The sequence below is a fragment of the Klebsiella sp. CN_Kp073 genome (genome assembly GCF_040065495.2).
In the GTDB taxonomy this organism is placed as follows: Bacteria; Pseudomonadota; Gammaproteobacteria; order Enterobacterales; family Enterobacteriaceae; genus Klebsiella; species Klebsiella aerogenes.
Genome location: NZ_CM198051.1, coordinates 1,726,636 through 1,748,955, shown reverse-complemented (window position 1 = coordinate 1,748,955; position 22,320 = coordinate 1,726,636). Strand labels below are relative to the sequence as shown.

The window sequence follows — 22,320 nt, the reverse complement described above, 5'->3', positions numbered from 1 at the left end:
TATTGAGGAAAATATGCGTAAAACAAAAATGATGCTTCTGGGCGTACTTCTTGCCAGCGCCAGCGCAAGCTGGGCGGCGCCGGCCTCCGGGATTGAACAGTATGCGATGAAAGAATTCACCGCTGATTTTACCCAATTTCATATTGGCGATACCGTGCCGGCGATGTACCTCACTCCTGAGTACAACATCAAGCAGTGGCAATTGCGTAACCTGCCCGCGCCGGATGCCGGCAGCCACTGGACCTACATGGGCGGCAACTATGTTCTGATCACCGACACCGAAGGCAAGATCCTGAAAGTGTATGACGGCGAGATCTTCTATCATCGCTAAGCTCTCACTATCGCCGCAGTTGCGTATTCTTCCTGGCCGCGACAGCGACTACCCTCGCCTGCGTCAGCTGTTTCTTGACGCGCGTCTTGCCTCGTGGACATGGCTTAACGGCGATCAATGGCGGTTGGAAGATTTTGATGCCGTAGTGCAAGACGAACAGCTATGGGTCGCCGAATGCGGCGATGTGCTGGCAGGATTCGCCTCGGTGTGGGTTATCGACAACTTCCTGCATAACCTGTTCGTGGATCCGCAGTGGCAGGGAAAAGGCGTCGGTAGCCTGCTGCTGGAACAGGTTCAGCGCTCATTTAAGCGCAGCGGCACGCTGAAGTGCCTGTCGCGAAATGAAAACGCCCTGCGCTTCTACCAGCATCACGGCTGGAAAGTCGAAGCGCAGGGCGCGTCTCCTGACGGAGATTATTGGCTGATGCGTTACACCCAGCCTTAAACGGCGCGGAAGGCGATCTCGCTCGGGATAACTTCGCCCTGCCAGTACATCTGCGCCGCCACGCGTCCCGCCAGCTGGCGGTAGATATCGGTAAACTCGCTTTCCGGACGCGCAATGACCGTCGGCGTGCCTTTATCCAGGTCTTCACGCAGCGTGATATGCAATGGCAACTGGCCTAGCAACTGGGTGTGATACTTCGCCGCCAGCTTCTCGGCGCCGCCGGTGCCAAAGATAGGTTCGTGGTGGCCACAGTTGCTGCAGATATGCATGCTCATGTTTTCCACGATCCCCACGACCGGCACTTCCACCTTCTCAAACATCACGATGCCTTTTTTGGCGTCGATCAGCGCGATGTCCTGCGGCGTCGTCACCACTACCGCGCCGGTCACCGGAATGTTTTGCGCCAGGGTCAGCTGGATGTCGCCCGTTCCCGGCGGCATATCCAGTACCAGGTAATCCAGATCCGGCCACAGCGTCTCTTGAAGCATCTGCATCAGCGCCTTGCTGGCCATCGGGCCGCGCCACACCATGGCGTTGTCGTCGGTCACCAGATATCCGATGGAGTTAGTCGCCAGGCCATACTTCATGATCGGCGCCATATGGGTGCCGTCCGGCGACGTCGGGCGGCTGTCTTCGGCGCCGAGCATGGTCGGAATCGACGGACCATAGATATCGGCATCGAGAATACCCACTTTGGCCCCTTCCGCCGCCAGCGCCAGGGCGAGGTTCACGGCGGTAGAAGATTTGCCCACCCCGCCTTTACCGGAACTCACGGCGATGATGTTTTTCACGCCATTAATGCCCGGCTGGTTTTTCACTCGCTTCAGGGTGGCGATACTGTGAGAGAGCTTCCAGTCGATGGCCTTCGCGCCGGTAATGCGCAGCAGCTCGGCGCTGCATTGCTCCTTCAACGCCTCAAACGCGCGGGTCCAGACGAACGGCATTTGGATCTCGATATGCACGGTATCGTCAAGCCAGGCAACATGGTGCAGCGCCTTTAGCGTGGTGAGGTTATGCTTCAGGGTTGGGTGCTGGAAATTAGCCAGAGTCCCGGCGACCATCGCACGTAGACGTTCGGGGGATTTGGCCTGGGATTGCGAACTCATCCCGACTCCTTTGTTATTGTGAGTTGATTCTTGTCCGTTAAGTTTACCTGAAAGGGAATAATTCCCCCACAATAAGCTTTGGGCTTACCAAATTATTGCCTTTCAGGTAACATCAAAAGCCCTTTTTACAACAGAAGATGTAATGCCCACTATGACTCAAGTCGCGAAAAAAATTCTGGTAACGTGCGCGCTGCCGTACGCCAACGGCTCTATCCACCTCGGCCACATGCTGGAGCACATCCAGGCTGATGTCTGGGTCCGTTACCAGCGAATGCGCGGCCACGAAGTCAACTTCATCTGCGCCGACGACGCCCACGGCACCCCGATTATGCTGAAAGCGCAGCAGCTTGGCATCACCCCGGAGCAGATGATTGGCGAGATGAGTCAGGAGCATCAGACCGATTTTGCCGGTTTCGATATCAGTTACGACAACTACCACTCGACGCACAGCGACGAGAACCGCGAGCTGTCGGAGCTTATCTATACCCGTCTGAAAGAAAACGGTTTTATTAAAAACCGCACTATCTCCCAGCTCTACGACCCGGAAAAGGGCATGTTCCTGCCGGACCGTTTCGTCAAAGGTACCTGTCCGAAGTGTAAATCTCCGGACCAGTACGGCGATAACTGCGAAGTCTGCGGCGCGACCTACAGCCCGACTGAACTCATCGACCCGAAATCCGTGGTGTCCGGCGCGACGCCGGTGATGCGTGAATCTGAGCACTTCTTCTTCGACCTGCCGTCCTTTAGCGAAATGCTGCAGGCGTGGACCCGCAGCGGCGCGCTGCAGGAGCAGGTGGCGAACAAAATGCAGGAGTGGTTCGAATCCGGCCTGCAGCAGTGGGATATTTCCCGTGACGCGCCGTACTTTGGCTTTGAAATTCCGAATGCGCCGGGCAAATACTTCTACGTCTGGCTGGATGCGCCGATCGGTTACATGGGTTCCTTTAAGAATCTGTGCGATAAACGCGGCGACACGACCAGCTTCGATGAATACTGGAAGAAAGATTCCAGCGCCGAGCTATATCACTTCATCGGTAAAGACATCGTTTACTTCCACAGCCTGTTCTGGCCGGCCATGCTTGAAGGCAGCAATTTCCGTAAGCCGACCAACCTGTTCGTTCACGGCTATGTCACGGTAAACGGCGCCAAGATGTCCAAATCTCGCGGCACCTTTATCAAAGCCAGCACCTGGCTGAACCATTTTGATGCCGATAGCCTGCGCTACTACTACACCGCTAAGCTCTCTTCGCGCATCGATGATATCGACCTGAACCTGGAAGACTTTATCCAGCGCGTTAACGCCGATATCGTTAACAAAGTGGTCAACCTGGCCTCACGTAACGCCGGCTTTATCAATAAACGCTTTGACGGCATGCTCTCTGCTGAGCTGGCTGACCCGGCGCTGTATAAAACCTTCACCGATGCGGCTGCCGCTATCGGCGAAGCGTGGGAAAGCCGCGAGTTCGGTAAAGCAATCCGCGAAATTATGGCGCTGGCCGACGTCGCTAACCGCTATGTCGACGAGCAGGCGCCGTGGGTGGTGGCCAAACAGGAAGGCCGCGACGCCGACCTGCAGGCAATCTGCACCATGGGGCTGAACATGTTCCGCGTATTGATGACCTGGCTGAAGCCGGTTCTGCCGGGGCTGAGCGCGCGCGCTGAAGCGTTCCTCAACACCGAGCTGAGCTGGGACGCCATCCAGCAGCCGCTGCTGGCGCACAAGGTTAACGCCTTCAAAGCGCTGTACAATCGCATTGAGATGAAACAGGTCGAAGCGCTGGTGGAAGCCTCTAAAGAAGAAGTTAAAGCCGCCGCCGCGCCGGTGACTGGCCCGCTGGCCGATGATCCGATCCAGGAAACTATCTCCTTTGACGATTTCGCCAAGGTGGATATGCGCATCGCGCTGATTGAAAACGCCGAGTTCGTCGACGGTTCCGATAAGCTGTTGCGCCTGACCCTCGATCTCGGCGGCGAGAAGCGCAACGTCTTCTCCGGCATCCGATCCGCCTACCCGGATCCGCAGGCGCTGATTGGCCGTCTGACGGTGATGGTCGCCAACCTGGCGCCGCGTAAAATGCGCTTCGGTATCTCCGAAGGGATGGTGATGGCCGCCGGCCCTGGCGGGAAAGATATTTTCCTGTTAAGCCCTGACAGCGGCGCACAGCCGGGTCAGCAGGTTAAATAACCCTCCGCAAAAGCGCTGCTCCGGCAGCGCTTTTTTTTATTCCCTTCACGCCTTCTGTTGCGACAACGCGTAATCGCCATAATAATCATTACTGTCTGCTCCTCTCTGGACGCGCAATACCACTCAACATAGGGAATCGTGATGAAATTTAACCGCAAGATGGCTGGCGTGCTGGCCGTATCCGTTCTGCTGGCGGCCCTCGCCGGCTGCGATAATAAAAAAGAAGAGACTAAAACCTTTGCGCTGAATACCAACGGCGTCGAACTTAGCTTTACCTACCACTATGACGGCGACAAAGTGCTGCGTCAGGATGCCGACAATACCATTCCCTATAAATCGATCGGCGCGGAAAATAAAGAACAGGCGCGGGCGATTATCGAGCCGATCAGCAGCGTCTATCGTAATCTGCAGGGCGTTGAGCAGACCATCGACTATAAAGACTCCTACGCGCTTGAACATCTGACCGTGGATTTCAGCAAAGCGAAAATCAGCGAGCTGTGCAAGCTGCCAGGCTCGATGTTCACCGACTGCTCACAGCAGTTTGTTTCGCTATCAGTATCGACTAAGCTGCTGGAATCGCAGGGTTTTAAAGAAGTGAAGAAGTAAAGAGATACAGGGCCCGGGCGCAGGCCCGGGTCAAGTCAGGCGCTTAGCCTTTGGCGTGCTCGCGCTCGGTAAGACCGCGCAGGAAATAGCGCAAAAACTGATCGCCGCATTCACGGTAGTTTTTATGGTCCGGCGCGCGCATCATGGCGGTAATTTCCGGCATCGACACGCGGAATTTTTGCTGAGTCAGGATCGCCAGAATGTCGTCGGTCTTCAGCGAGAAGGCGATACGCAATTTTTTCAGTACGATATTGTTATTCACCCGGCGCTCGACCGCCAGCGGCGGCGCCGACTCATCTTTACCACGCTTGTCGTAAATCAGACCGTTGAGGAAATTCGACAGTACGACATCCGGGCAGCGCGCAAACCCTTCTTCGTCTTCTTTTTTCAGCCAGGGTACCAGTTGTTCCGCACTCACCGGCGCATCCGCCAGCGCAAAGATACGTACCAGACCGTTATTATTCGTTTTCAGGGTGTAGCGCAGGCTACGTAAAATGTCGTTACTGATCATAATGCCTTCATGATGAAAAATGCTGGCGCTAAGTCTACCATGATTCCGCGTTTTTACAGACCAATCGCCTCTTTCAGGCTTTTCAGGTAACGACGGCTGACCGGCACCGTTTGCCCGGCGCGCATCAGTAGCTCCGCCTGGCCGTTCTCCTCAAGGCGGATCTCTTTCAAATGCGCCATGTTAACCAAATACTGACGGTGGCAGCGCAGCAGCGGCGTTCGGCTTTCCAGAGTACGCAAAGTCAGCTCGGTAAAACCTTCTTTGCCTTCGCTATCGGTGACGTAAATACCGCTCATTCGGCTGCTCACAAAAGCCACATCCTCCATTTGCAGTAGCCAGATGCGGCTGTGACCGGTGCAGGGAATGTACTTCAGCGCCTGCTGGGCATCCTCCAACAGTGATACATCCTGCAGACTGCGCTCCTGGCGCAGGCGGCCCAGCGTTTTCTCCAGCCGGACGTTCTCAATAGGCTTGAGGAGATAATCGAAAGCGTGCTCTTCAAACGCCTTCACCGCATATTCATCGAAGGCGGTTAAAAAGACGATATAGGGGCGATGTTCAGGATCGAGCATGCCAACCATCTCCAGCCCACTGATACGCGGCATTTGAATGTCCAGAAACAGCACGTCGGGACGCAGCTTATGCACCGCGCCAATCGCTTCGACGGCATTGCCGCATTCGCCAACGATTTCTATATCGCTTTGCTCCTCCAGCAGGATGCGCAGGTTTTCTCGCGCCAGCGGCTCATCATCGACGATTAAAACTTTTAGCATGCATTTTCCTCCACAGGCAGTCGCAGCGTGATGCGGGTAAAATGTTCCGCTTCGCAAGCGACGCTAATTCCGCAGTCGGCGCCGAAGCGCGTGCGCAGTCGTCTGTCCACCAGACTCATCCCAAGCCCGCTGGCATTAGGGTTATCACGGTAAAGCCCGGCATTGTCTTCCACATCCAGCTGTAGCCAACGCTCATGCTGACTGGCGCGAATGGTAATTTCGCCCACGCCAAGATGCTGAGAGGTGCCGTGCTTGATCGCGTTTTCGACTATCGGCTGTAACGTAAATGCCGGTAGCTGGAGATGCTCAAGCGACGCTGGCACCTGCATGCGTATCTGCAAATTATCCTGGAATCGCGCCTTCTCAATTTGCAGATAGGCATTCACATGTTCAATTTCGTCCGCCAGGGTGACAATCTCCGTTGGTCGCTTCAGATTTTTGCGAAAGAAGGTCGATAAATACTGCACCAGTTGCCCAGCCTGATCGCTATCACGGCGGATCACTGCCTTCAGCGTGTTCAGGGCGTTGAACAGAAAGTGCGGGTTAACCTGCGCGTGTAGCAGTTTAATTTCCGACTGGGTCAGCAACGCTTTCTGTCGTTCATACTGGCCGGCAAGGATCTGCGCCGACAGCAGTTGCGCTATCCCCTCCCCCAACGTGCGGTTAATCGAGCTGAACAAGCGGTTTTTCGCTTCATATAGCTTAATAGTGCCAATAACCCGTTGATTCTCACCGCGCAGCGGAATGACCAGCGTCGAGCCCAGTTTACAGCCAGGGTGAATTGAACAACGGTATGGCACCTCGTTGCCGTCGGCATAAACCACTTCGCCGGTATCAATCGCCTTTTGTGTATAGGATGAGGAGATAGGTTTACCTGGCAGATGATGATCGTCGCCGATACCGGTAAACGCCAGCAGCCTTTCGCGGTCGGTAATCGCCACGGCGCCGATATCGAGTTCCTGAATCAGCACCTGAGCGACCTTCATACTGTTCTCTTCGTTGAACCCCTGGCGCAGGATCCCCTCGGTGGAGGCCGCCACCTTTAACGCGGTGGCTGAAAAAGCCGAGGTGTATTTCTCAAACATCGCCCGCTTATCCAGCAGAATGCGCATAAACAGCGCGGCGCCGACGGTATTCGTGACCATCATCGGCGCGGCGATACTCTGCACCAGATGCAGCGCATCCTGGAATGGCCGCGCAATGAGCAGAATTATCAGCATCTGTACCAGTTCAGCGAAAAAGGTAATCGCCCCGGCGGTAAGCGGGCTGAACACTTTATCCGGTCGTCCGCGTTTAATCAGTATGCTGTGTACCAGGCCGCCGAGCAGCCCTTCGACAATGGTCGACACCATACAGCTTAACGCCGTCATGCCGCCCAGCGAATAGCGATGCAAGCCGCCGGTCAACCCCACCAGACCGCCGACCACCGGGCCGCCGAGCAGGCCCCCCATCACTGCGCCAATAGCGCGAGTATTAGCAATAGAGTCTTCGATATGCAGACCGAAATAGGTCCCCATAATGCAAAAAATCGAGAAGGTGACATAGCACAGCAGCTTATGCGGTAAACGCACGGTGACCTGCATCAGGGGAATGAACAGCCGCGTTTTACTCATCAGCCAGGCGATAACCAGAAACACGCACATCTGCTGGAGCAGCAGCAAGACCAGATCGAACTCGTACATACCCGCCAACCACACAACCTTTGAAAGCGCGTAACATACACTGCCCGTCCATAACTTTCTTTGAAGCGATACAAGAAAATGATAAATCATGGTGACGATCACACTTTCCACCGTCTCGCCGGCGCCGTAAAGCGCAAAAAATGAACAATTGATAAACCCCTTCTACAGTTAAATGAGGAGCACACGGCGGGAGGGGAAAATGGCGCTGTATACGATAGGCGAAGTGGCTCAGCTTTGTGATATCAATCCCGTGACGCTGCGAGCCTGGCAGCGACGTTATGAACTCATCAAGCCGCAACGCACCGATGGCGGCCATCGTTTATTCAATGACAGTGAAATCGATCGCATCCGCGAAATTAAGCGCTGGATTGATGCCGGCGTTCAGGTCAGCAAAGTAAAAAACCTGCTGCCCGATCGCGAAGCGGATGTCGAAGACGGCTGGCGCGAACAGCAGGAAATCTTGCTCGGTTTTCTGCAGGAAGGTCATTACCAACGCGTGCGGCTATGGCTCAAAGAGCGTAGCCACAGCTATAGCGCACAGATGCTGGTGCATCATCTGCTTAATCCGCTTCGCCACCGCCTGCTAAGCCCTCAGCCGACTTTACTGGCGCTGCGTAGCCTGCTCGATGGTATCTTAATCAACCACATCGCCCAATGTCTCGCCCATGCCTGGAAGCGCCCCGGCCATCACGCGGTGGTGGTGGGCTGGAACACCGATGACACCACTCAATTATGGCTGGAAGGTTGGATCGCCTGCGAGCAGGGCTGGCGGGTGGATATCGTCGCGCACTCGCTTAATCAGATCCGCCCGCAGCTATTTCCTGACAGCACCCTGCTGGTGTGGTGCCCCGCGCCGCCGGGTAGCCCTCAGGCAGCGCAGCTCCGCGAATGGGAACAGCGGGAAAATCTGATCTGGCTAAATAGCAATTAATGTTTCATTAACACCTGCGCTTCACCGTATAATCCCTCCGTTAACAAAAGGAGCCTATCATGAAGCCTGCGAAAATCGCGGTCATTACCCTCTTCTTATGCATGGCCATCGGCGGGATCGGCGGCGTCATGCTGGCAGGTTACTCGTTTATTGTTCGCGGCGGTGTCGGCTGATCCACTGGTTCAGCCGTTCAAAAAAGCGGTCGATTATGATCGCGGCGAGCGCCACCAGCAGCGCCCCCTGTAGCACATAAGCGGTATTAAAGCCGCTGAGACCGATTATTATCGGCGTGCCGAGGGTGTTGGCGCCCACCGTTGAGGCAATGGTTGCCGTACCAATATTGACGATGGTCGAGGTGCGGATCCCGGCCAGCATCACCGGCGCCGCCAGCGGCAGCTCCACCTTGCACAACCGCTGCCAGCCGCTCATCCCCATCCCCTCGGCAATATTCAATACCCCAGGCGATATCGAACTTAATCCAGCCAGCGTCCCCTGCAGCACGGGCAATATTCCGTATAGCGCCAATGCGATAAGCGCCGGCTGCCAGCCGAAGCCCATCACCGGTACCGCGATCGCCAGTACCGCTACCGGCGGAAATGTCTGTCCCATGGCGGCAATGGTTTCCACCAGTGGACGAAACTCTCGCCCGGCGGGTCGAGTGACGATAATCCCTGCCCCCACGCCGATAACCGTCGCGGCAATGCTTGAGAGCGCCACCAGCCAAAAGTGGGCCAGCGTCAACGCCAGAAAACTCTCCTGCTGATAAACCGGGCGCGGCAGCTCCGGAAACAGCCAGGTAAACAGCGGCGCGCTGTGGGGCAATACCAGCAGCAGCGCGATAAACAGCGCTACCAGCCACAGTAGCGGATCGCGAAGCGCCTTCACATCGTGCCCCTATCGTGTAGCAGGTCTGAAAAGTGCAACGTACCGCACGCTTCACCCTGTTCATCGACCACCGGCAAAACGTCGCGGCGATGAGCGACAAACTGCGACAGCGCCTCGCGCAACGTCATCGAGACGTTCAGCGCATCGCCTGCCAGCCGTTCATCCCGCCGCAGGTAATCCCCAACGCCGCGTAGCGAGAGCAGCCGAACGCCCAGTTCGCTACGGCCAAAGAAGGTTTCAACAAAGGCGTTTTTCGGCTGCAGTAGCATCTGCATAGGTTCCCCCTGCTGCACCACTTCGCCGCTGTCCATCAGTACCAGGTGATCCGCCAGGCGTAGCGCTTCGTCGATATCATGGGTGACGAGCACGATCGTGCGCCCAAACAGACGATGAATGCGCAGCATCTCCTGCTGCAGCGCTTGGCGGGTGACCGGATCCAGCGCGCCAAATGGCTCATCCATTAACAGCACCTCCGGGTTGGCCGCCAGCGCCCGTGCCACGCCAACGCGCTGCTGCTGGCCGCCGGAAAGCTGATGCGGGTAGCGATCGCGTAGCAGAGGTTCCAGGCCAAGTAACGCCATGAGTTCATCAACCCGCTCGGTAATTTTTCCGCGCGGCCACTTTTGCAGCTGCGGCACGGTGGCGATATTCTGCGCCACCGTCCAGTGTGGAAACAGGCCGATAGACTGAATGGCGTACCCCATACGACGGCGTAGCGCCAGCAGCGGCTGTCGACGGATATCCTCGCCGGCGAAGCGTATCACTCCACTATCCTGTTCCACGAGTTGATTAATCATCTTCAGAGTGGTCGATTTTCCGGAGCCGGAAGTACCAATCAGCACGGAAAACGCGCCTTCGCGCAGATGCAGATTAAGATCCTTCACCGCCGGCTGTCCGGCGAAGGCCTTGTTCACCCCGGCGAATTCAATCATGCGCCTCTCCTTTTAATAACGCGCCCCACAGTGCAAACACGGCATCCACGACTACCGCCAACGCAATCGTCGGAATGACGCCCAGCAGCACCAAATCCAGCGCGCTGCTGAGGAGCCCCTGAAACACCAAAGCGCCGAAGCCGCCCGCGCCTATCAGCGCCGCCACCACCGCCATACCGACGGTCTGCACGCTGACAACCCGCAGGCTACGCAGCAGAATCGGTAGCGCCAACGGCATTTGGACCTGGCGAAAACGCTGTCCGCCGCTCATTCCCATCGCCATCGCGCTTTCCAGCGCCTCCCGCGGCACCTGCTGTAGTCCGGTCACCACCCCGCGCACCAGCGGCAATAACGCGTACAGCACCAGCGCGATCAGCGCCGGCGCCATCCCGGTTCCAGAAATACCTATATTCCCCAACCACGGAAAATGGCGGGTCAAACCGGCGAGCGGCGCGATCAACAAACCGAATAGCGCCACCGAGGGAATAGTTTGAATCACATTAAGGAAGGTAAATACTGGCGCCTGCCAGTGCGGTCGCCGCCAGAGGGCGAAGCCTATCGATAAACCCAATAATAATCCGGGTAGCAACGTCCCGAACAACAACCATAGATGCTGACGCAGCGCGTCATTAAAGACATCCTCGCGGTTAGCATATTCTTTCAGCAAAGAGAGTTGATCGAGGGCCCCATGCCACAGCAGCAGGCACGGTAGCAACCAAAGCTGCGCATTCAGCAGCCAACGCCATAAAGCGTGCGGAGTCAGTCGGCGGATAGTATCGCTGGCAAGCAGCAGGCATAGCGCGAGAGCAAGCCATAATCCGCTGCCGGGAGAGGTACGCGCCAGCGGGGAGCCCTGTTGCACCAGCTGTAGCGCGATGTCTCCGGCGCCCCACATTAGTAGTGGCAGGAGCAAATCGGCAATAAGCAGGCTACCGAGCAGCGCCAGACGGCCTGGGATCCAGCACAATAACAACAGCAGCAGCACGCCCGCCAGCTGCGCCGCCGCCAGCCACGGCATCTGCGTCCATAGCCAGCGCGCTTCACCGGAAAGCAGACGATTAGGGGCATAAGTGACGAATGGCAGCGCCGTCACGGCCAACAGCAGTAGCGTGAGCAGCAGCGCCACGCGGTTATAACAACGAATAGTCACTCGTATTTACTTCAGCAGCCCTTTTTGTTGCAGGTAATCGGCGGCGACGCTCTTCGCGTCACGCCCTTCAACGGCAATGCTGGCGTTTAATTTCTGCAACGTTTTTTCATCGAGGCTGGCGAACACCGGTTCCAGCCACTGCGCCATCTGCGGATACGCCTTCAGCACCGCGTCGCGCACAACCGGCGTCGGGGCGTAAATGGGCTGTACGCCTTTTGGATCGCTCAGGGTTTGCAGCCCCAAAGCCGCTACCGGGCCATCGGTGCCATAGGCCATCGCCGCGTTTACGCCGGAGGTTTGCTGCGCCGCCGCTTTAATGGTCACCGCGGTATCGCCGCCCGCCAGCGACAACAGCTGATTCTGATTGAGCTTAAAGCCATAGGCTTTTTCGAACGCCGGGAGAGCATCGGCCCGCTCGATAAACTCCGCGGAAGCCGCCAGTTTAAAATCGCCGCCCTTCTGTAGATAGGCGCTAAGATCGGCCAATGAAGCAAGATGATTTTGCTCCGCCACTTCCTGTCGCACCGCGATAGTCCAGGTATTATTGGCGGGAGCCGGGGTCAGCCAGATCAGCTTGTTTTTTTCCGCGTCCAGCTTTTTAACTTTTTCATAGCCCTGTTTGGCGTTTTTCCACGCCGGGTCATTTTCATCTTTAAAGAAGAAAGCCCCGTTGCCGGTGTATTCCGGATAGATATCCAGCTCACCGGCGGTAATCGCTCCGCGAACCACCGGCGTGGTGCCAAGCTGGACTTTATTGACCGTTTTCACGCCGTGGCTTTCCAGCACCTGCAAAATGATGTTGCCGAGCAGCGCCCCTTCCGTATCGATTTTCGAGCCCACCTTCACCGGTTCCGCCGCCTGCAGCGGCAGGCTAAGCAGGGCTGCAAGCGCCATTACACCTGACCATTTCATTGCCATCATCATCCCGCTTCCCTCATTTTTATACGCTTCGCTTACAGAAGCTTAAGAGAAAAGCGTAGTCCATTTGGCCATTTAACGAAAAAGAAAAGGCCGATTAATCGGCCTTTCAGGTGTAACACCCGGTTTATCCCTTTTTACTGGGCTCGCGACTACAGCAGCTCAAATTCGCTCTGCTTAACGCGGGCGGAATCGACGCCGATAAAGACGTTAAATTTGCCCGGTTCGGCAACGTATTTCATCTGCTGGTTCCAGAACTTCAGCGCTTCAACATCAATCGGGAAGCTGACAGTTTGTGTCTCGCCCGGCTTGAGATTCACCTTCTTAAAGCCGCGTAGCATTTTCACCGGCCGGCTCATCGACGCGGTCACGTCCTGCAAATAAAGCTGGATCACCGTCGCCCCTTCGCGTTTGCCGGTGTTGGTCACCTGCACGCTGGCGGTCACGCTGCCGTCGCGCGGCATCGTTGGCGCCGACATTTTGACATCGGAAACGCTAAACGTGGTGTAGCTCAGGCCATAGCCAAATGGATACAGCGGGCCGTTCGCTTGATCGAAATAACGCGAAGTGTATTTATTCGGTTTTTCCGGATTATACGGACGGCCGGTATTCAGATGGCTGTAGTAGGTCGGGATCTGCCCCACCGAACGCGGGAAGGACATCGGCAGCTTACCGGACGGGTTGTAATCGCCAAACAACACATCGGCGATCGCATGGCCGCCTTCAGTACCGGCAAACCAGGTCTCCAGCAGCGCATCCGCCTGCTGATCCTCTTTCACCAGCGCCAGCGGACGCCCGTTCATCAGCACCAGCACCAGCGGTTTACCGGTCGCTTTCAGCGCGCTAATCAGATCGCGCTGACTTTGCGGCAGGGTGATATCGGTACGGCTGGAAGCCTCATGCGCCATACCCTGCGCTTCGCCCACCACCGCAACGACCACGTCGGACTGTTTCGCCGCCGCCACGGCCTCATCGATCATCTCCTGCGGCGAACGTGGGTCGACCTGCACCGCTTTCTCATACAGGTTAAGGAAATCGACAATGCCTTTATCGTCGGTAACGTTAGCGCCTTTGGCATAAATCACTTTGCCTTTATCGCCCAGCGCCTCTTTGATGCCGGTCAGCACGGTGACCGACTGATCGGCCACGCCCGCCGCCGACCAGCTGCCCATCATGTCGCGCTTGCTATCCGCCAGCGCGCCCACCACCGCGATGGTGCCGGATTTTTTCAGCGGCAGCGTATCGAGACGATTTTTCAGCAGCACCAGGCTTTCTCGCGCCACTTCGCGCGCCTCTTTACGATGCAGACGGCTTTCGGCGTTGGTGTCCTGCGGGTCGGACGCTTTCGGCCCCAGATGGCTGTACGGATCGTTGAACAGCCCCATGTCATACTTGACGTTGAGCACGTGGCGGGTAGCGTCATCCAGTTCAGCCATCGTCACCTTGCCGGATTTCACCAGCCCCGGCAGATATTTGCTGTAGTACTCATCGCTCATGCTCATGTTGATACCGGACTTCAGCGCGACGCGCACCGCGTCTTCCGGGTCGGAGGCGACGCCGTGTTTAATCAACTCCTTGATGGCGCCATGGTCGGAAACGGTGATGCCTTTGAAGCCCCACTGGTCGCGCAGGACGTCTTTCAGCAGCCAGGAATCGGAAGTGGCCGGGGTACCGTTGAGCGAGTTTAGCGCCACCATCACCGCGCCGCTGCCGGCATCGAGACCGGCTTTATACGGCGGCATGTAGTCATTGAACAGGCGCTGCGGGCTCATATCGACGGTGTTGTACTCTTTACCGCCTTCAACCGCGCCGTAGGCGGCGAAGTGTTTAACGCTGGTCATCACCGAATAGCGGTCTGCCGGGCTCTTGCCCTGCATCGATTCCACCATCGCTTTACCCATCACGGTGGTCAGGTAAGTGTCTTCGCCAAACCCTTCAGAGGCGCGGCCCCAGCGCGGGTCGCGAGAAACGTCGACCATCGGCGCCCAGGTCATATTAAGACCATCGTCAGCCGCTTCGTAGGCCGAGATACGCCCGACGGTATTCACCGCGTCGAGATTAAAAGAGGAGGCCAGGCCGAGGCTTATCGGGAAGACGGTACGCTGGCCGTGCAGCACATCGTAGGCGAAAAACAGCGGGATCTTCAGGCGGCTTAGCTGCATCACCTGATCCTGCATCACGCGGATATCAGGCCGGGTCACGGTATTAAAAATCGCCCCAACCTGACCGTTTTTGATCATTTCCCGGATCGCTTCTTTCGGGTTATCCGGGCCAACGCTGATTAAGCGCAGCTGACCGATTTTTTCATCGACCGTCATTTTTTTCAGCAGTTCGCTAACAAACGCATCTCGCGCCTCAGGCGTCAGCGGATGGTTACCAAACAGTTCATCGGCCAGCGCGGGTTGCAGCGCCAGGCTCACGGCGACGCCAACAGTACACAACCATTTCATTATTATGTATCCCTCTTTGATTCGGTGCTAATAACCCAGCGAAAACGCAGCAAAAACCGCAGTTTGCCATATATATAAACAACGCGCCCGTAGAATGCTAAGGTTCTTATCTGATTTATAGAAACATTCATGCACCAAATTGTCATACAAAGCGGTATGCTAACAGCGATATAGCTTTCCTGTGCCCACAAGGAGTGAATCATGTCATCTGCAACAACAATAAATAACCCTCCCTTTTTGGCGGAACTGGCGCGGCTGGTTGGCTCCTCGCATCTGTTAACCGATCCGGCGAAAACCCAGCGTTACCGAAAAGGTTTCCGCTCCGGCCACGGCGATGCGCTGGCGGTGGTGTTCCCCGGTACCCTGCTTGAACTATGGCGGGTGCTCAGCGCCTGCGTACAAGCTGACAAAATTATCCTGATGCAGGCGGCGAATACCGGCTTGACCGAAGGCTCCACCCCGAGCGGCAATGATTACGATCGCGAAATCGTCATTATCAGCACGCTGCGTCTGGACAAGCTGCACCTGCTGGATAAGGGCGAGCAGGTGCTGGCCTACCCTGGTACCACCCTCTATTCACTGGAAAAAGCGCTCAAGCCGCTGGGCCGCGAACCGCACTCGGTGATCGGCTCTTCTTGCATCGGCGCATCGGTTATCGGCGGTATCTGTAACAACTCCGGCGGATCGCTGGTGCAGCGCGGACCTGCCTATACCGAAATGTCGCTGTTTGCGCAGATTGACGCCGACGGCAAACTGAAATTAGTCAACCATCTGGGAATCGATTTAGGCGCGACGCCGGAACAAATCCTGAGCCGCCTCGACGACGATCGTATCACCGATGCCGACGTGCAACACGATGGCCGCCACGCCCACGATCACGATTACGTCACCCGCGTGCGCGATGTCAACGCCGATACTCCGGCTCGCTATAACGCCGACCCGGACCGCCTGTTCGAATCCTCCGGCTGCGCCGGCAAGCTGGCGGTCTTCGCCGTCCGTCTCGATACTTTTCCAGCGGAAAAACGCCAGCAGGTGTTCTATATCGGCACTAACCAGCCGGAAGTGCTCACCGAGATCCGCCGCCACATCCTCGCTGAATTCAATAATCTGCCGGTGGCCGGCGAATATATGCACCGCGATATTTACGATATCGCCGAAAAATATGGCAAAGATACCTTCCTGATGATCGATAAGCTCGGCACCGATAAAATGCCGTTCTTCTTCACCATGAAGGGGCGCACCGACGCGATGCTGGAAAAGGTCTCCCTGTTCAAGCCGCACTTCACCGACCGCTTTATGCAGAAACTCGGTCACGCCTTCCCGGCGCACCTGCCGGAGCGTATGAAAACCTGGCGCGATAAGTACGAACATCACCTGCTGCTGAAGATGGCCGGCGACGGCATCGAAGAAGCGCAGAAGTGGCTTACGGACTATTTCCAGCAGGCCGAAGGCGATTTCTTTGTCTGTACCGCGGAAGAAGGCAGCAAGGCATTCCTGCACCGCTTCGCCGCCGCCGGCGCGGCGATCCGCTATCAGGCGGTACATGCCGACGAAGTGGAAGATATTCTGGCGCTGGACATCGCCCTGCGCCGCAATGACACCGAATGGTTCGAACATCTGCCGGCGGAAATCGACAGCCAGCTGGTCTACAAGCTCTACTATGGCCACTTTATGTGTCACGTCTTCCACCAGGATTACATCGTGAAGAAAGGGGTCGACGCGCACGAACTGAAAGAAAAAATGCTGGATCTGTTGAAAGCGCGCGGCGCGCAGTATCCGGCGGAGCACAACGTCGGCCATCTGTATGAAGCGGCGGAGAGTTTAAAGCGTTTCTATCGCCAGAACGATCCCACCAACAGCATGAATCCGGGTATCGGCAAAACCAGCAAACAAAAATACTGGGGCGAGGCGCAGAAGCCAACGGAAGCACAATAATCGTTAACCAGGACTGTTCAGCCGCGGGGCTTCTGTATTACGCTGCATGCCGGAGAAAAAGACTCTCCGGCCAATTAGCTTGAGGAGCCCCCATGTCCGCCAAGGATAAGTTACAAGACGCCGACTTAGAGATCCGCGAAGCGCTGCCCGATGACGCGCATGCGATTGCCGCGCTGTACGTCTGGCACGTGCTTAACGGCCGCGCCTCGTTTGAAGAGATCCCGCCTACCGTCGACGAAATGCGCAAGCGAATTAAAACCGTGCGCGATAACGGGCTTCCGTGGCTGGTCGCGCTGTGGCGCGGCACCATTGTCGGCTACTGCTATGCCACCTTTTACCGCCCTCGCCCGGCCTATCGCTATACGCTGGAAGAGTCGATTTACGTCGAGTCCGGTATGGGCGGGCGCGGCATCGGCAGCGCGCTGCTGACGCGCCTCATCGCGCAGTGTGAACAGGGGCCGTGGCGGCAAATGCTGGCGATTATCGGCGACGGCCACAACAACGCCGGCTCGATTGCCATTCATAAGAAATTTGGCTTTACCGTTGCCGGACAGCTGCGCAGCGTCGGCTATAAGATGGGCGACTGGCGCGATACCCTCATTATGCAGCGCCAGCTTGGCGACGGCGACTGGACGTTACCGGAGTGATATTAGAATTCCCGGATTGCGGCGCAATCCGGGGAAGGACAAATTAATCGTTCTGCGCGGTCTGCGTGCCGCCTTTCAGCATCGCTTCCGCCATCTGCGCTTCGCGCTGCTTTTTATAGCTCAATGCGGAGGCCGGAACCGGCATCACCTTGCCGGTTTCAATCCAGGTCCGTAAACGACTGGCGTCGGCAAAATGGGTGTATTTGCCAAACGCGTCCATTACCACCAGCGCCACCGGGCGTTGATTAATCACCGTACGCATAATCAGGCAGTGGCCGGCGGCGTTAGTAAAGCCGGTTTTGGTCAGCTGAATATTCCAGTTATCGCGATACACCAGATGGTTGGTATTGCGGAACGGCAAGGTATAAGCCGGATGCGCAAAGGTGGCGGTATCTTCTTTGGTGGTGCTTAGCTGGCCGATCAGCGGATATTGTTCGCTGGCGATCAGCAGCTTAGTCAGATCGCGCGCCGTGGAGACGTTATGCACCGACAGGCCGGTCGGCTCAACATAGCGTGTATGGGTCATCCCCAGCGCCTGCGCTTTGGCGTTCATCGCGCGGATAAAAGCGTTATAACCGCCAGGATAGTGGTGCGCCAGGCTGGCGGCGGCGCGGTTTTCCGAGGACATCAGCGCCAGCAGCAGCATATTGCGGCGGCTGATTTGGCTGTTAAGACGCACGCGGGAATAGATACCTTTCATCTCCGGCGTCTGGCTGATATCAACGGTCAGCATCTCGTCCAGCGGTAAATGCGCATCCAGCACCACCATGGCGGTCATTACTTTGGTGATCGACGCCATCGGGCGCACCAAATCGGGCTGGCTGGCGTAGATGATTTTCTTGGTCGCCAGATCGACGATCATCGCGCTACCGGAAGCGATATCCGGCTGGGAAGCGGCGGTTACCGCGCTGGTTTTTGCTATCGCCTGGGGCGCAAAAGGCACAGCCAGCAGCAAAGTCAGGCTGAGCAAGGAAATTCGAAAATTCGGCATCATGGGCATTCTGAAAAGTATTTTTGCACGCTATTGAACGTACGCCGCGGCGTAAAGTGGGCTACGCCGCTGGCAAACGCCATCATACCGCGTCATAACGCCCTGAGGCCAATAAGAATCGTGAGTAAATGCTGCATTGCCGACATAATTATTCATTTCTGCCGGCAATGCATCTGATTAGAAGAGTCGGTACCCGTAGCCCCACAGCACGACGGTGATCGCCAGCAGCACTTCCAGCACCAGCACCCCGATAGCCAGGGTTGAGCTGGCGAAGCTGAGCCCCTCTTCCTTATTAATACTCAGAAAGGTCGGAATGCCCAGATACAGCAGATAACCGGTGTAAAACAGCGCGATGGTGCCTATTAACGCGCACAGCCATACCAGCGGATAGAGCGCCACGATCCCGCTTAAAAACAGCGGCGTCGCGACGTAACCGGCAAAAACCATACAGCGTTTCAGCGACGGCTGTTGCGGATAGCTTCTGGCCATCCACCAGATCACCCGCCCCATCACCGCCACCCCGGCCAGCATCACGGCATAAAACAGTACCGCTAATACCAACCCGGTCATCAGTGAAAGCTTAATCACCGTGCCGTCGCCGAAGTTCCAGCCGAGCTGCGTCGTACCGATAAAGGCGCAGATAACCGGAACCGCCGCCATCACCAGCACATGGTGGGTATAATGGTGCGAAATGGTTTCATTTTCACTCTTGATCACGCTCATCTCTTGATTAGGATGAGAGAAGAGTCCCCAGACATGGTTCATCGCGTCCCCCTTGTCACGGCTTCGTACAGCACTGATCCAAGTATAATTCACTCTGTAGATTATTTTGTGTACAGCGATAAAAATGCGCTTCAGACCGTTTTAATCATCAGGGTGTATGATTAAGGGACTGGTAATAGTAGGAGTTTATGTTTATATGGATATCAATCACCTGATTTCCCAATACGGCTACGCGGCGCTGGTTATCGGCAGCATCGCAGAAGGTGAAACCATCACCATCCTTGGCGGCGTGGCGGCGCATCAGGGTCTATTGAAGTTTCCTTTGGTGGTCGTTGCCGTAGCCTTAGGCGGCATGATCGGCGATCAGCTACTCTATTTTCTGGGGCGCCAGTTCGGCGGCAAGCTACTGCGTCGCTTCTCGCGGCAGAAGGCGCGGATCCGAAAAGCGCAGCGCCTGATTCAGCGGCATCCCTATCTGTTCGTTATCGGCACCCGCTTTATGTACGGCTTTCGGGTTATCGGCCCGGTCTTGATCGGCGCCAGCCGCTTGCCACCGAAAATTTTTCTGCCGCTGAATATTTTCGGCGCCATCGTTTGGGCGCTGATTTTTACCACCCTCGGCTACCTTGGCGGCGAGGCGATAGGCCCGTGGCTACATCATCTCGATCAGCACATCAAACACTGGGTCTGGCTGATCCTGGTGGTGGCGCTGGTAGTCGGAGCTCATCTGTGGCTGAAACGCCGGGAAGCGAAAAGAAAAGCGCAAGATACAGAGGATGATAATGAATAGCGGCGCCGCGCGCCGCTATTGACGCCGTTATTTCGTCGTCTGGTGATAACCGCCACCCAGTGCGGAAGTCAGCTGAATGCTGGCGTCCAGCCACTGGCCGTGCAGGCGCAGCGCGGTAATTCGCTCCTGTAGCGCAGGTAGCTTCGCCATGCTCACGCGGGAGCCGGGTAAGATACCGGCGTTCATTCGCGCCTGGGCGAGATTGACCACCCGCTGCGCGTCTTTCTCCACCTGCTGCTGCTGCTGGTTTTTCTCCATCAGCGTCTCTACCTGGCTTGCGGTTTTCGCCACCTGGTTCACCGCATCGACTACGGCTTTGTTGTATTTAGCGATCGACAGGCCGTTCTGCGCGCTGGCGATATCGAGATTGGCGTTCAACCTGCCGCTATCAAAGATAGGCAGCGTCAGCCCGGCGGTGACGCCCATCTGCTGCGCCGAATGACGGAACAGATCGCTTAAATGCAGCGCATCCTGCTGCAGGAACGCCATCAGGTTGATATCCGGATAAAACGCCGCTTTCGCCGCATCAATTTCGCTCAGCGAGGATTCGATATACCAGTGGGCTTCCTGCAGATCCGGACGGCGGGCCAGCAGTTCATAGCCCAGTTCGCTCGGCATCTGCGCGCTGACCGCGGGCAGCGGCGCCGCTCGCAGATTGAGCGACTGGCTCTGGCTGTTGGTTAACGCCATCAGCCGCGCTTCAATCTCTTTCATATTACCCGCCACGTCGGCCAGCTGCTGATCGGTTTTGCTGACGTTAATGTCGTTCTCCGCCCCTTCGGCGGAGTTGGTGATGCCACGCTGATAGAGCGCGGTATCGACGCTAACAATATTATTCTGTTCGCTTTTAACCTGCTGCAGCACCGTTTTTACCGCCGCTTCGGTCTGCCACTGCCAGTACAGGCGCGCCACGCTGCTGGCCAGCAGCTCGCGGGTCTGCGCCTGCTCGGCGAGCTGGGCTTTCACTTCGCCGATGCGCGCTTTCACCAGCGCGCGGTTTTTCCCCCACAGGTCCAGATCCCAACCGGCGGTCAGGCCAAAGGTACCGTTGGTATACCAGGGTCCGGTATTGCCGTCGGTGTCGGTGGCGAATGGCCCCATCAGGCCTTCCGCGGACATTTTCTGTCGTTCGATATCGGCGGAGAAATCCATCTCCGGACCGAGATTCGCCTGAGACATTCGCGCCTGCGCTTCGGCCAGCTTGATGCGCTGCGCGGCAATTTGCATATCCGGAGCATTGGCTAACGCGCGCTGAATCAGATTATCCAGTTGGGCATCGTGGTAATCTTTCCACCAGTCGGTCTGCGGCCAGCCATTTTTTACGGCGGCGGGCAGATCCATCGAAACGTGAGATGCCGGGGTTTGCTGCTTTAAAGGGCCGCCAATGTCATGCGATGGCGCGCAGCCAGCCAGCGCGATGGCCAGTGGCAGTGCCGCCAGCACGCTTTTGCTCAGTGTAAGATTCATTCTTCGGGTCGGGTTACTTATAAAGGTTGGTCATCATAAATTAATTGAATGACGGTCGTTAAGTAAAGCGTGTGCATTGACAATGAGTCAGCTAAAAATAAACAAAGTTATTATTGGAGTTGCAATGAGTCAGAACATTTATGACGATCCCGGTTTCTTTGCCGGTTACGCCACCCTTGACCGCTCGGTGAAGGGGCTTGACGGCGCGCCGGAGTGGCCGGCAATTCAGCGCCTGCTGCCAGCGTTAGATGGCCTGCGGGTGGTCGATCTCGGCTGCGGATATGGCTGGTTTTGCCGCTGGGCGCAGCAACAGGGAGCAAAACAGATAATCGGTTTCGATCTCTCCAGCCGGATGCTGGAGCGGGCACGGGAGATGACCACCGGCGAGACTATCGAATATCGCTGCGCCGACCTGCAAACCCTGACGCTGCCCGCGAATAGCTGCGATCTGGTCTACAGTTCGCTGGCGCTGCATTATCTGCCGGACGTCGCGCCGCTGTTCGCCATGCTCTATCAGGCGCTGGTTCCCGGCGGTACGCTGGTCTTTTCCGCCGAACACCCCATCTATACCGCGCCGCTGCAGCAGGGTTGGCAGGTAGATGAACAGGGGCAAAAACGCTGGCCGGTGAGCCACTATCAGCAGGAAGGCGAACGTATCAGCAACTGGTTTGCCGAGGGGGTGATTAAACAGCATCGCAAACTCTCAAGCTGGATTAACGCGCTTATCGCCGCCGGTTTTGTGCTGGAGCAGCTTGATGAGTGGGGCCCGAGCGCCGAGCAAATCGCCGCCCAACCGGCGCTCGAGGAAGAGAAAGAGCGTCCGATGATCTTTTTACTGCGCGCCGGTAAACCGGCTTAAACG

General features: G+C 56.7%; 22 protein-coding genes. 10 read left to right on the top strand and 12 right to left on the bottom strand.

Annotated elements, in window-relative coordinates; translation table 11 throughout:
- Positions 1-13: 13 nt before the first annotated feature.
- On the top strand, positions 14-331 hold the full coding sequence (locus ABLV66_RS08500; protein WP_015365753.1) for an RcnB family protein: 318 nt from the start codon (positions 14-16) through the stop codon (positions 329-331).
- The gene (locus ABLV66_RS08495) at positions 303-776 is read left to right on the top strand and encodes a GNAT family N-acetyltransferase (RefSeq protein WP_047078267.1); all 474 of its coding nucleotides are present in this window, start codon (positions 303-305) and stop codon (positions 774-776) included. The genes ABLV66_RS08500 and ABLV66_RS08495 overlap by 29 nt, the downstream gene beginning before the upstream one ends.
- Here ABLV66_RS08495 and apbC read toward each other — a convergent pair.
- Positions 773-1,882, bottom strand: coding sequence for an iron-sulfur cluster carrier protein ApbC (apbC, locus tag ABLV66_RS08490; RefSeq protein WP_015365751.1), 1,110 nt, complete (start codon positions 1,880-1,882; stop codon positions 773-775). The two genes, ABLV66_RS08495 and apbC, sit on opposite strands and share 4 nt — an antisense overlap.
- Positions 1,883-2,033: 151 nt before the next feature.
- On the opposite strand from apbC, the gene metG reads away from it, so the two are divergent.
- Together metG and ABLV66_RS08480 are read left to right on the top strand one after the other, a co-directional pair.
- Positions 2,034-4,067: a methionine--tRNA ligase gene (gene metG, locus ABLV66_RS08485; protein WP_045377042.1), complete on the top strand. Its 2,034-nt coding sequence runs from the start codon at positions 2,034-2,036 to the stop codon at positions 4,065-4,067.
- 141 nt (positions 4,068-4,208) lie between these two features.
- Positions 4,209-4,673 carry a YehR family lipoprotein gene (locus ABLV66_RS08480; RefSeq protein ID WP_047066101.1) on the top strand — a complete coding sequence of 155 codons (465 nt, stop codon included), beginning with the start codon at positions 4,209-4,211 and terminating at the stop codon, positions 4,671-4,673.
- 43 nt (positions 4,674-4,716) lie between these two features.
- Here the strand turns inward: ABLV66_RS08480 and ABLV66_RS08475 are convergent, their stop codons facing one another.
- The 3 genes from ABLV66_RS08475 to ABLV66_RS08465 are packed head-to-tail and all read right to left on the bottom strand — an operon-like array spanning position 4,717 to position 7,639.
- A complete protein-coding gene (locus tag ABLV66_RS08475; RefSeq protein WP_015706088.1) occupies positions 4,717-5,184 on the bottom strand; it encodes a YehS family protein in 468 nt (155 codons plus the stop codon).
- A 53-nt stretch (positions 5,185-5,237) separates the two neighbouring features.
- Positions 5,238-5,957, bottom strand: a complete 720-nt coding sequence (gene btsR, locus ABLV66_RS08470; RefSeq protein WP_045391229.1) for a two-component system response regulator BtsR — start codon at positions 5,955-5,957, stop codon at positions 5,238-5,240.
- Entirely contained in the window at positions 5,951-7,639 is a 1,689-nt protein-coding gene (locus tag ABLV66_RS08465) for a sensor histidine kinase (protein WP_047066103.1), read from the bottom strand. Before ABLV66_RS08465 ends, btsR begins: the two co-directional genes overlap by 7 nt.
- Before the next feature lie 199 nt (positions 7,640-7,838).
- Here ABLV66_RS08465 and ABLV66_RS08460 point away from each other — a divergent pair, with 199 nt between their 5' ends.
- Together ABLV66_RS08460 and ABLV66_RS08455 are read left to right on the top strand one after the other, a co-directional pair.
- Positions 7,839-8,570: a MerR family transcriptional regulator gene (locus ABLV66_RS08460; RefSeq protein WP_045391234.1), complete on the top strand. Its 732-nt coding sequence runs from the start codon at positions 7,839-7,841 to the stop codon at positions 8,568-8,570.
- 59 nt (positions 8,571-8,629) lie between these two features.
- On the top strand, positions 8,630-8,743 hold the full coding sequence (locus ABLV66_RS08455) for a protein YohO (protein WP_015365743.1): 114 nt from the start codon (positions 8,630-8,632) through the stop codon (positions 8,741-8,743).
- On the opposite strand, the gene ABLV66_RS08450 is transcribed toward ABLV66_RS08455, so the two are convergent.
- From ABLV66_RS08450 to bglX, 5 genes are all read right to left on the bottom strand, one after another.
- Positions 8,718-9,455, bottom strand: a complete 738-nt coding sequence (locus tag ABLV66_RS08450) for an ABC transporter permease (protein ID WP_348876011.1) — start codon at positions 9,453-9,455, stop codon at positions 8,718-8,720. The two genes, ABLV66_RS08455 and ABLV66_RS08450, sit on opposite strands and share 26 nt — an antisense overlap.
- On the bottom strand, positions 9,452-10,387 hold the full coding sequence (locus ABLV66_RS08445) for an ABC transporter ATP-binding protein (RefSeq protein ID WP_047044874.1): 936 nt from the start codon (positions 10,385-10,387) through the stop codon (positions 9,452-9,454). Before ABLV66_RS08445 ends, ABLV66_RS08450 begins: the two co-directional genes overlap by 4 nt.
- Complete coding sequence (locus ABLV66_RS08440; protein ID WP_348876012.1) at positions 10,380-11,537, bottom strand: ABC transporter permease; 1,158 nt, start codon at positions 11,535-11,537, stop codon at positions 10,380-10,382. The genes ABLV66_RS08445 and ABLV66_RS08440 overlap by 8 nt, the downstream gene beginning before the upstream one ends.
- Positions 11,538-11,543: 6 nt before the next feature.
- Positions 11,544-12,461 carry a glycine betaine ABC transporter substrate-binding protein OsmF gene (gene osmF, locus ABLV66_RS08435; RefSeq protein ID WP_348876014.1) on the bottom strand — a complete coding sequence of 306 codons (918 nt, stop codon included), beginning with the start codon at positions 12,459-12,461 and terminating at the stop codon, positions 11,544-11,546.
- Positions 12,462-12,607: 146 nt separating this feature from the next.
- Entirely contained in the window at positions 12,608-14,905 is a 2,298-nt protein-coding gene (bglX, locus tag ABLV66_RS08430; protein ID WP_074165378.1) for a beta-glucosidase BglX, read from the bottom strand.
- Between the two features lie 201 nt (positions 14,906-15,106).
- Between bglX and dld the strand changes: the two genes are divergently transcribed.
- On the top strand, positions 15,107-16,840 hold the full coding sequence (gene dld / locus ABLV66_RS08425; protein WP_045391249.1) for a D-lactate dehydrogenase: 1,734 nt from the start codon (positions 15,107-15,109) through the stop codon (positions 16,838-16,840).
- 92 nt (positions 16,841-16,932) lie between these two features.
- Positions 16,933-17,487, top strand: a complete 555-nt coding sequence (locus ABLV66_RS08420; protein ID WP_015365736.1) for a GNAT family N-acetyltransferase — start codon at positions 16,933-16,935, stop codon at positions 17,485-17,487.
- Positions 17,488-17,530: 43 nt separating this feature from the next.
- Here the strand turns inward: ABLV66_RS08420 and pbpG are convergent, their stop codons facing one another.
- Together pbpG and ABLV66_RS08410 are read right to left on the bottom strand one after the other, a co-directional pair.
- Positions 17,531-18,481 carry a D-alanyl-D-alanine endopeptidase gene (pbpG, locus tag ABLV66_RS08415; protein WP_161799877.1) on the bottom strand — a complete coding sequence of 317 codons (951 nt, stop codon included), beginning with the start codon at positions 18,479-18,481 and terminating at the stop codon, positions 17,531-17,533.
- A gap of 174 nt (positions 18,482-18,655) precedes the next feature.
- Positions 18,656-19,243: a Yip1 family protein gene (locus ABLV66_RS08410; RefSeq protein ID WP_045391252.1), complete on the bottom strand. Its 588-nt coding sequence runs from the start codon at positions 19,241-19,243 to the stop codon at positions 18,656-18,658.
- A 154-nt stretch (positions 19,244-19,397) separates the two neighbouring features.
- On the opposite strand from ABLV66_RS08410, the gene ABLV66_RS08405 reads away from it, so the two are divergent.
- Positions 19,398-19,991, top strand: coding sequence for a DedA family protein (locus ABLV66_RS08405; RefSeq protein WP_045391255.1), 594 nt, complete (start codon positions 19,398-19,400; stop codon positions 19,989-19,991).
- Positions 19,992-20,018: 27 nt separating this feature from the next.
- On the opposite strand, the gene mdtQ is transcribed toward ABLV66_RS08405, so the two are convergent.
- Entirely contained in the window at positions 20,019-21,458 is a 1,440-nt protein-coding gene (gene mdtQ, locus ABLV66_RS08400; RefSeq protein ID WP_045391258.1) for a multidrug resistance outer membrane protein MdtQ, read from the bottom strand.
- Positions 21,459-21,582: 124 nt separating this feature from the next.
- On the opposite strand from mdtQ, the gene ABLV66_RS08395 reads away from it, so the two are divergent.
- Entirely contained in the window at positions 21,583-22,317 is a 735-nt protein-coding gene (locus ABLV66_RS08395) for a class I SAM-dependent methyltransferase (protein ID WP_348876015.1), read from the top strand.
- Positions 22,318-22,320 lie beyond the last annotated feature (3 nt).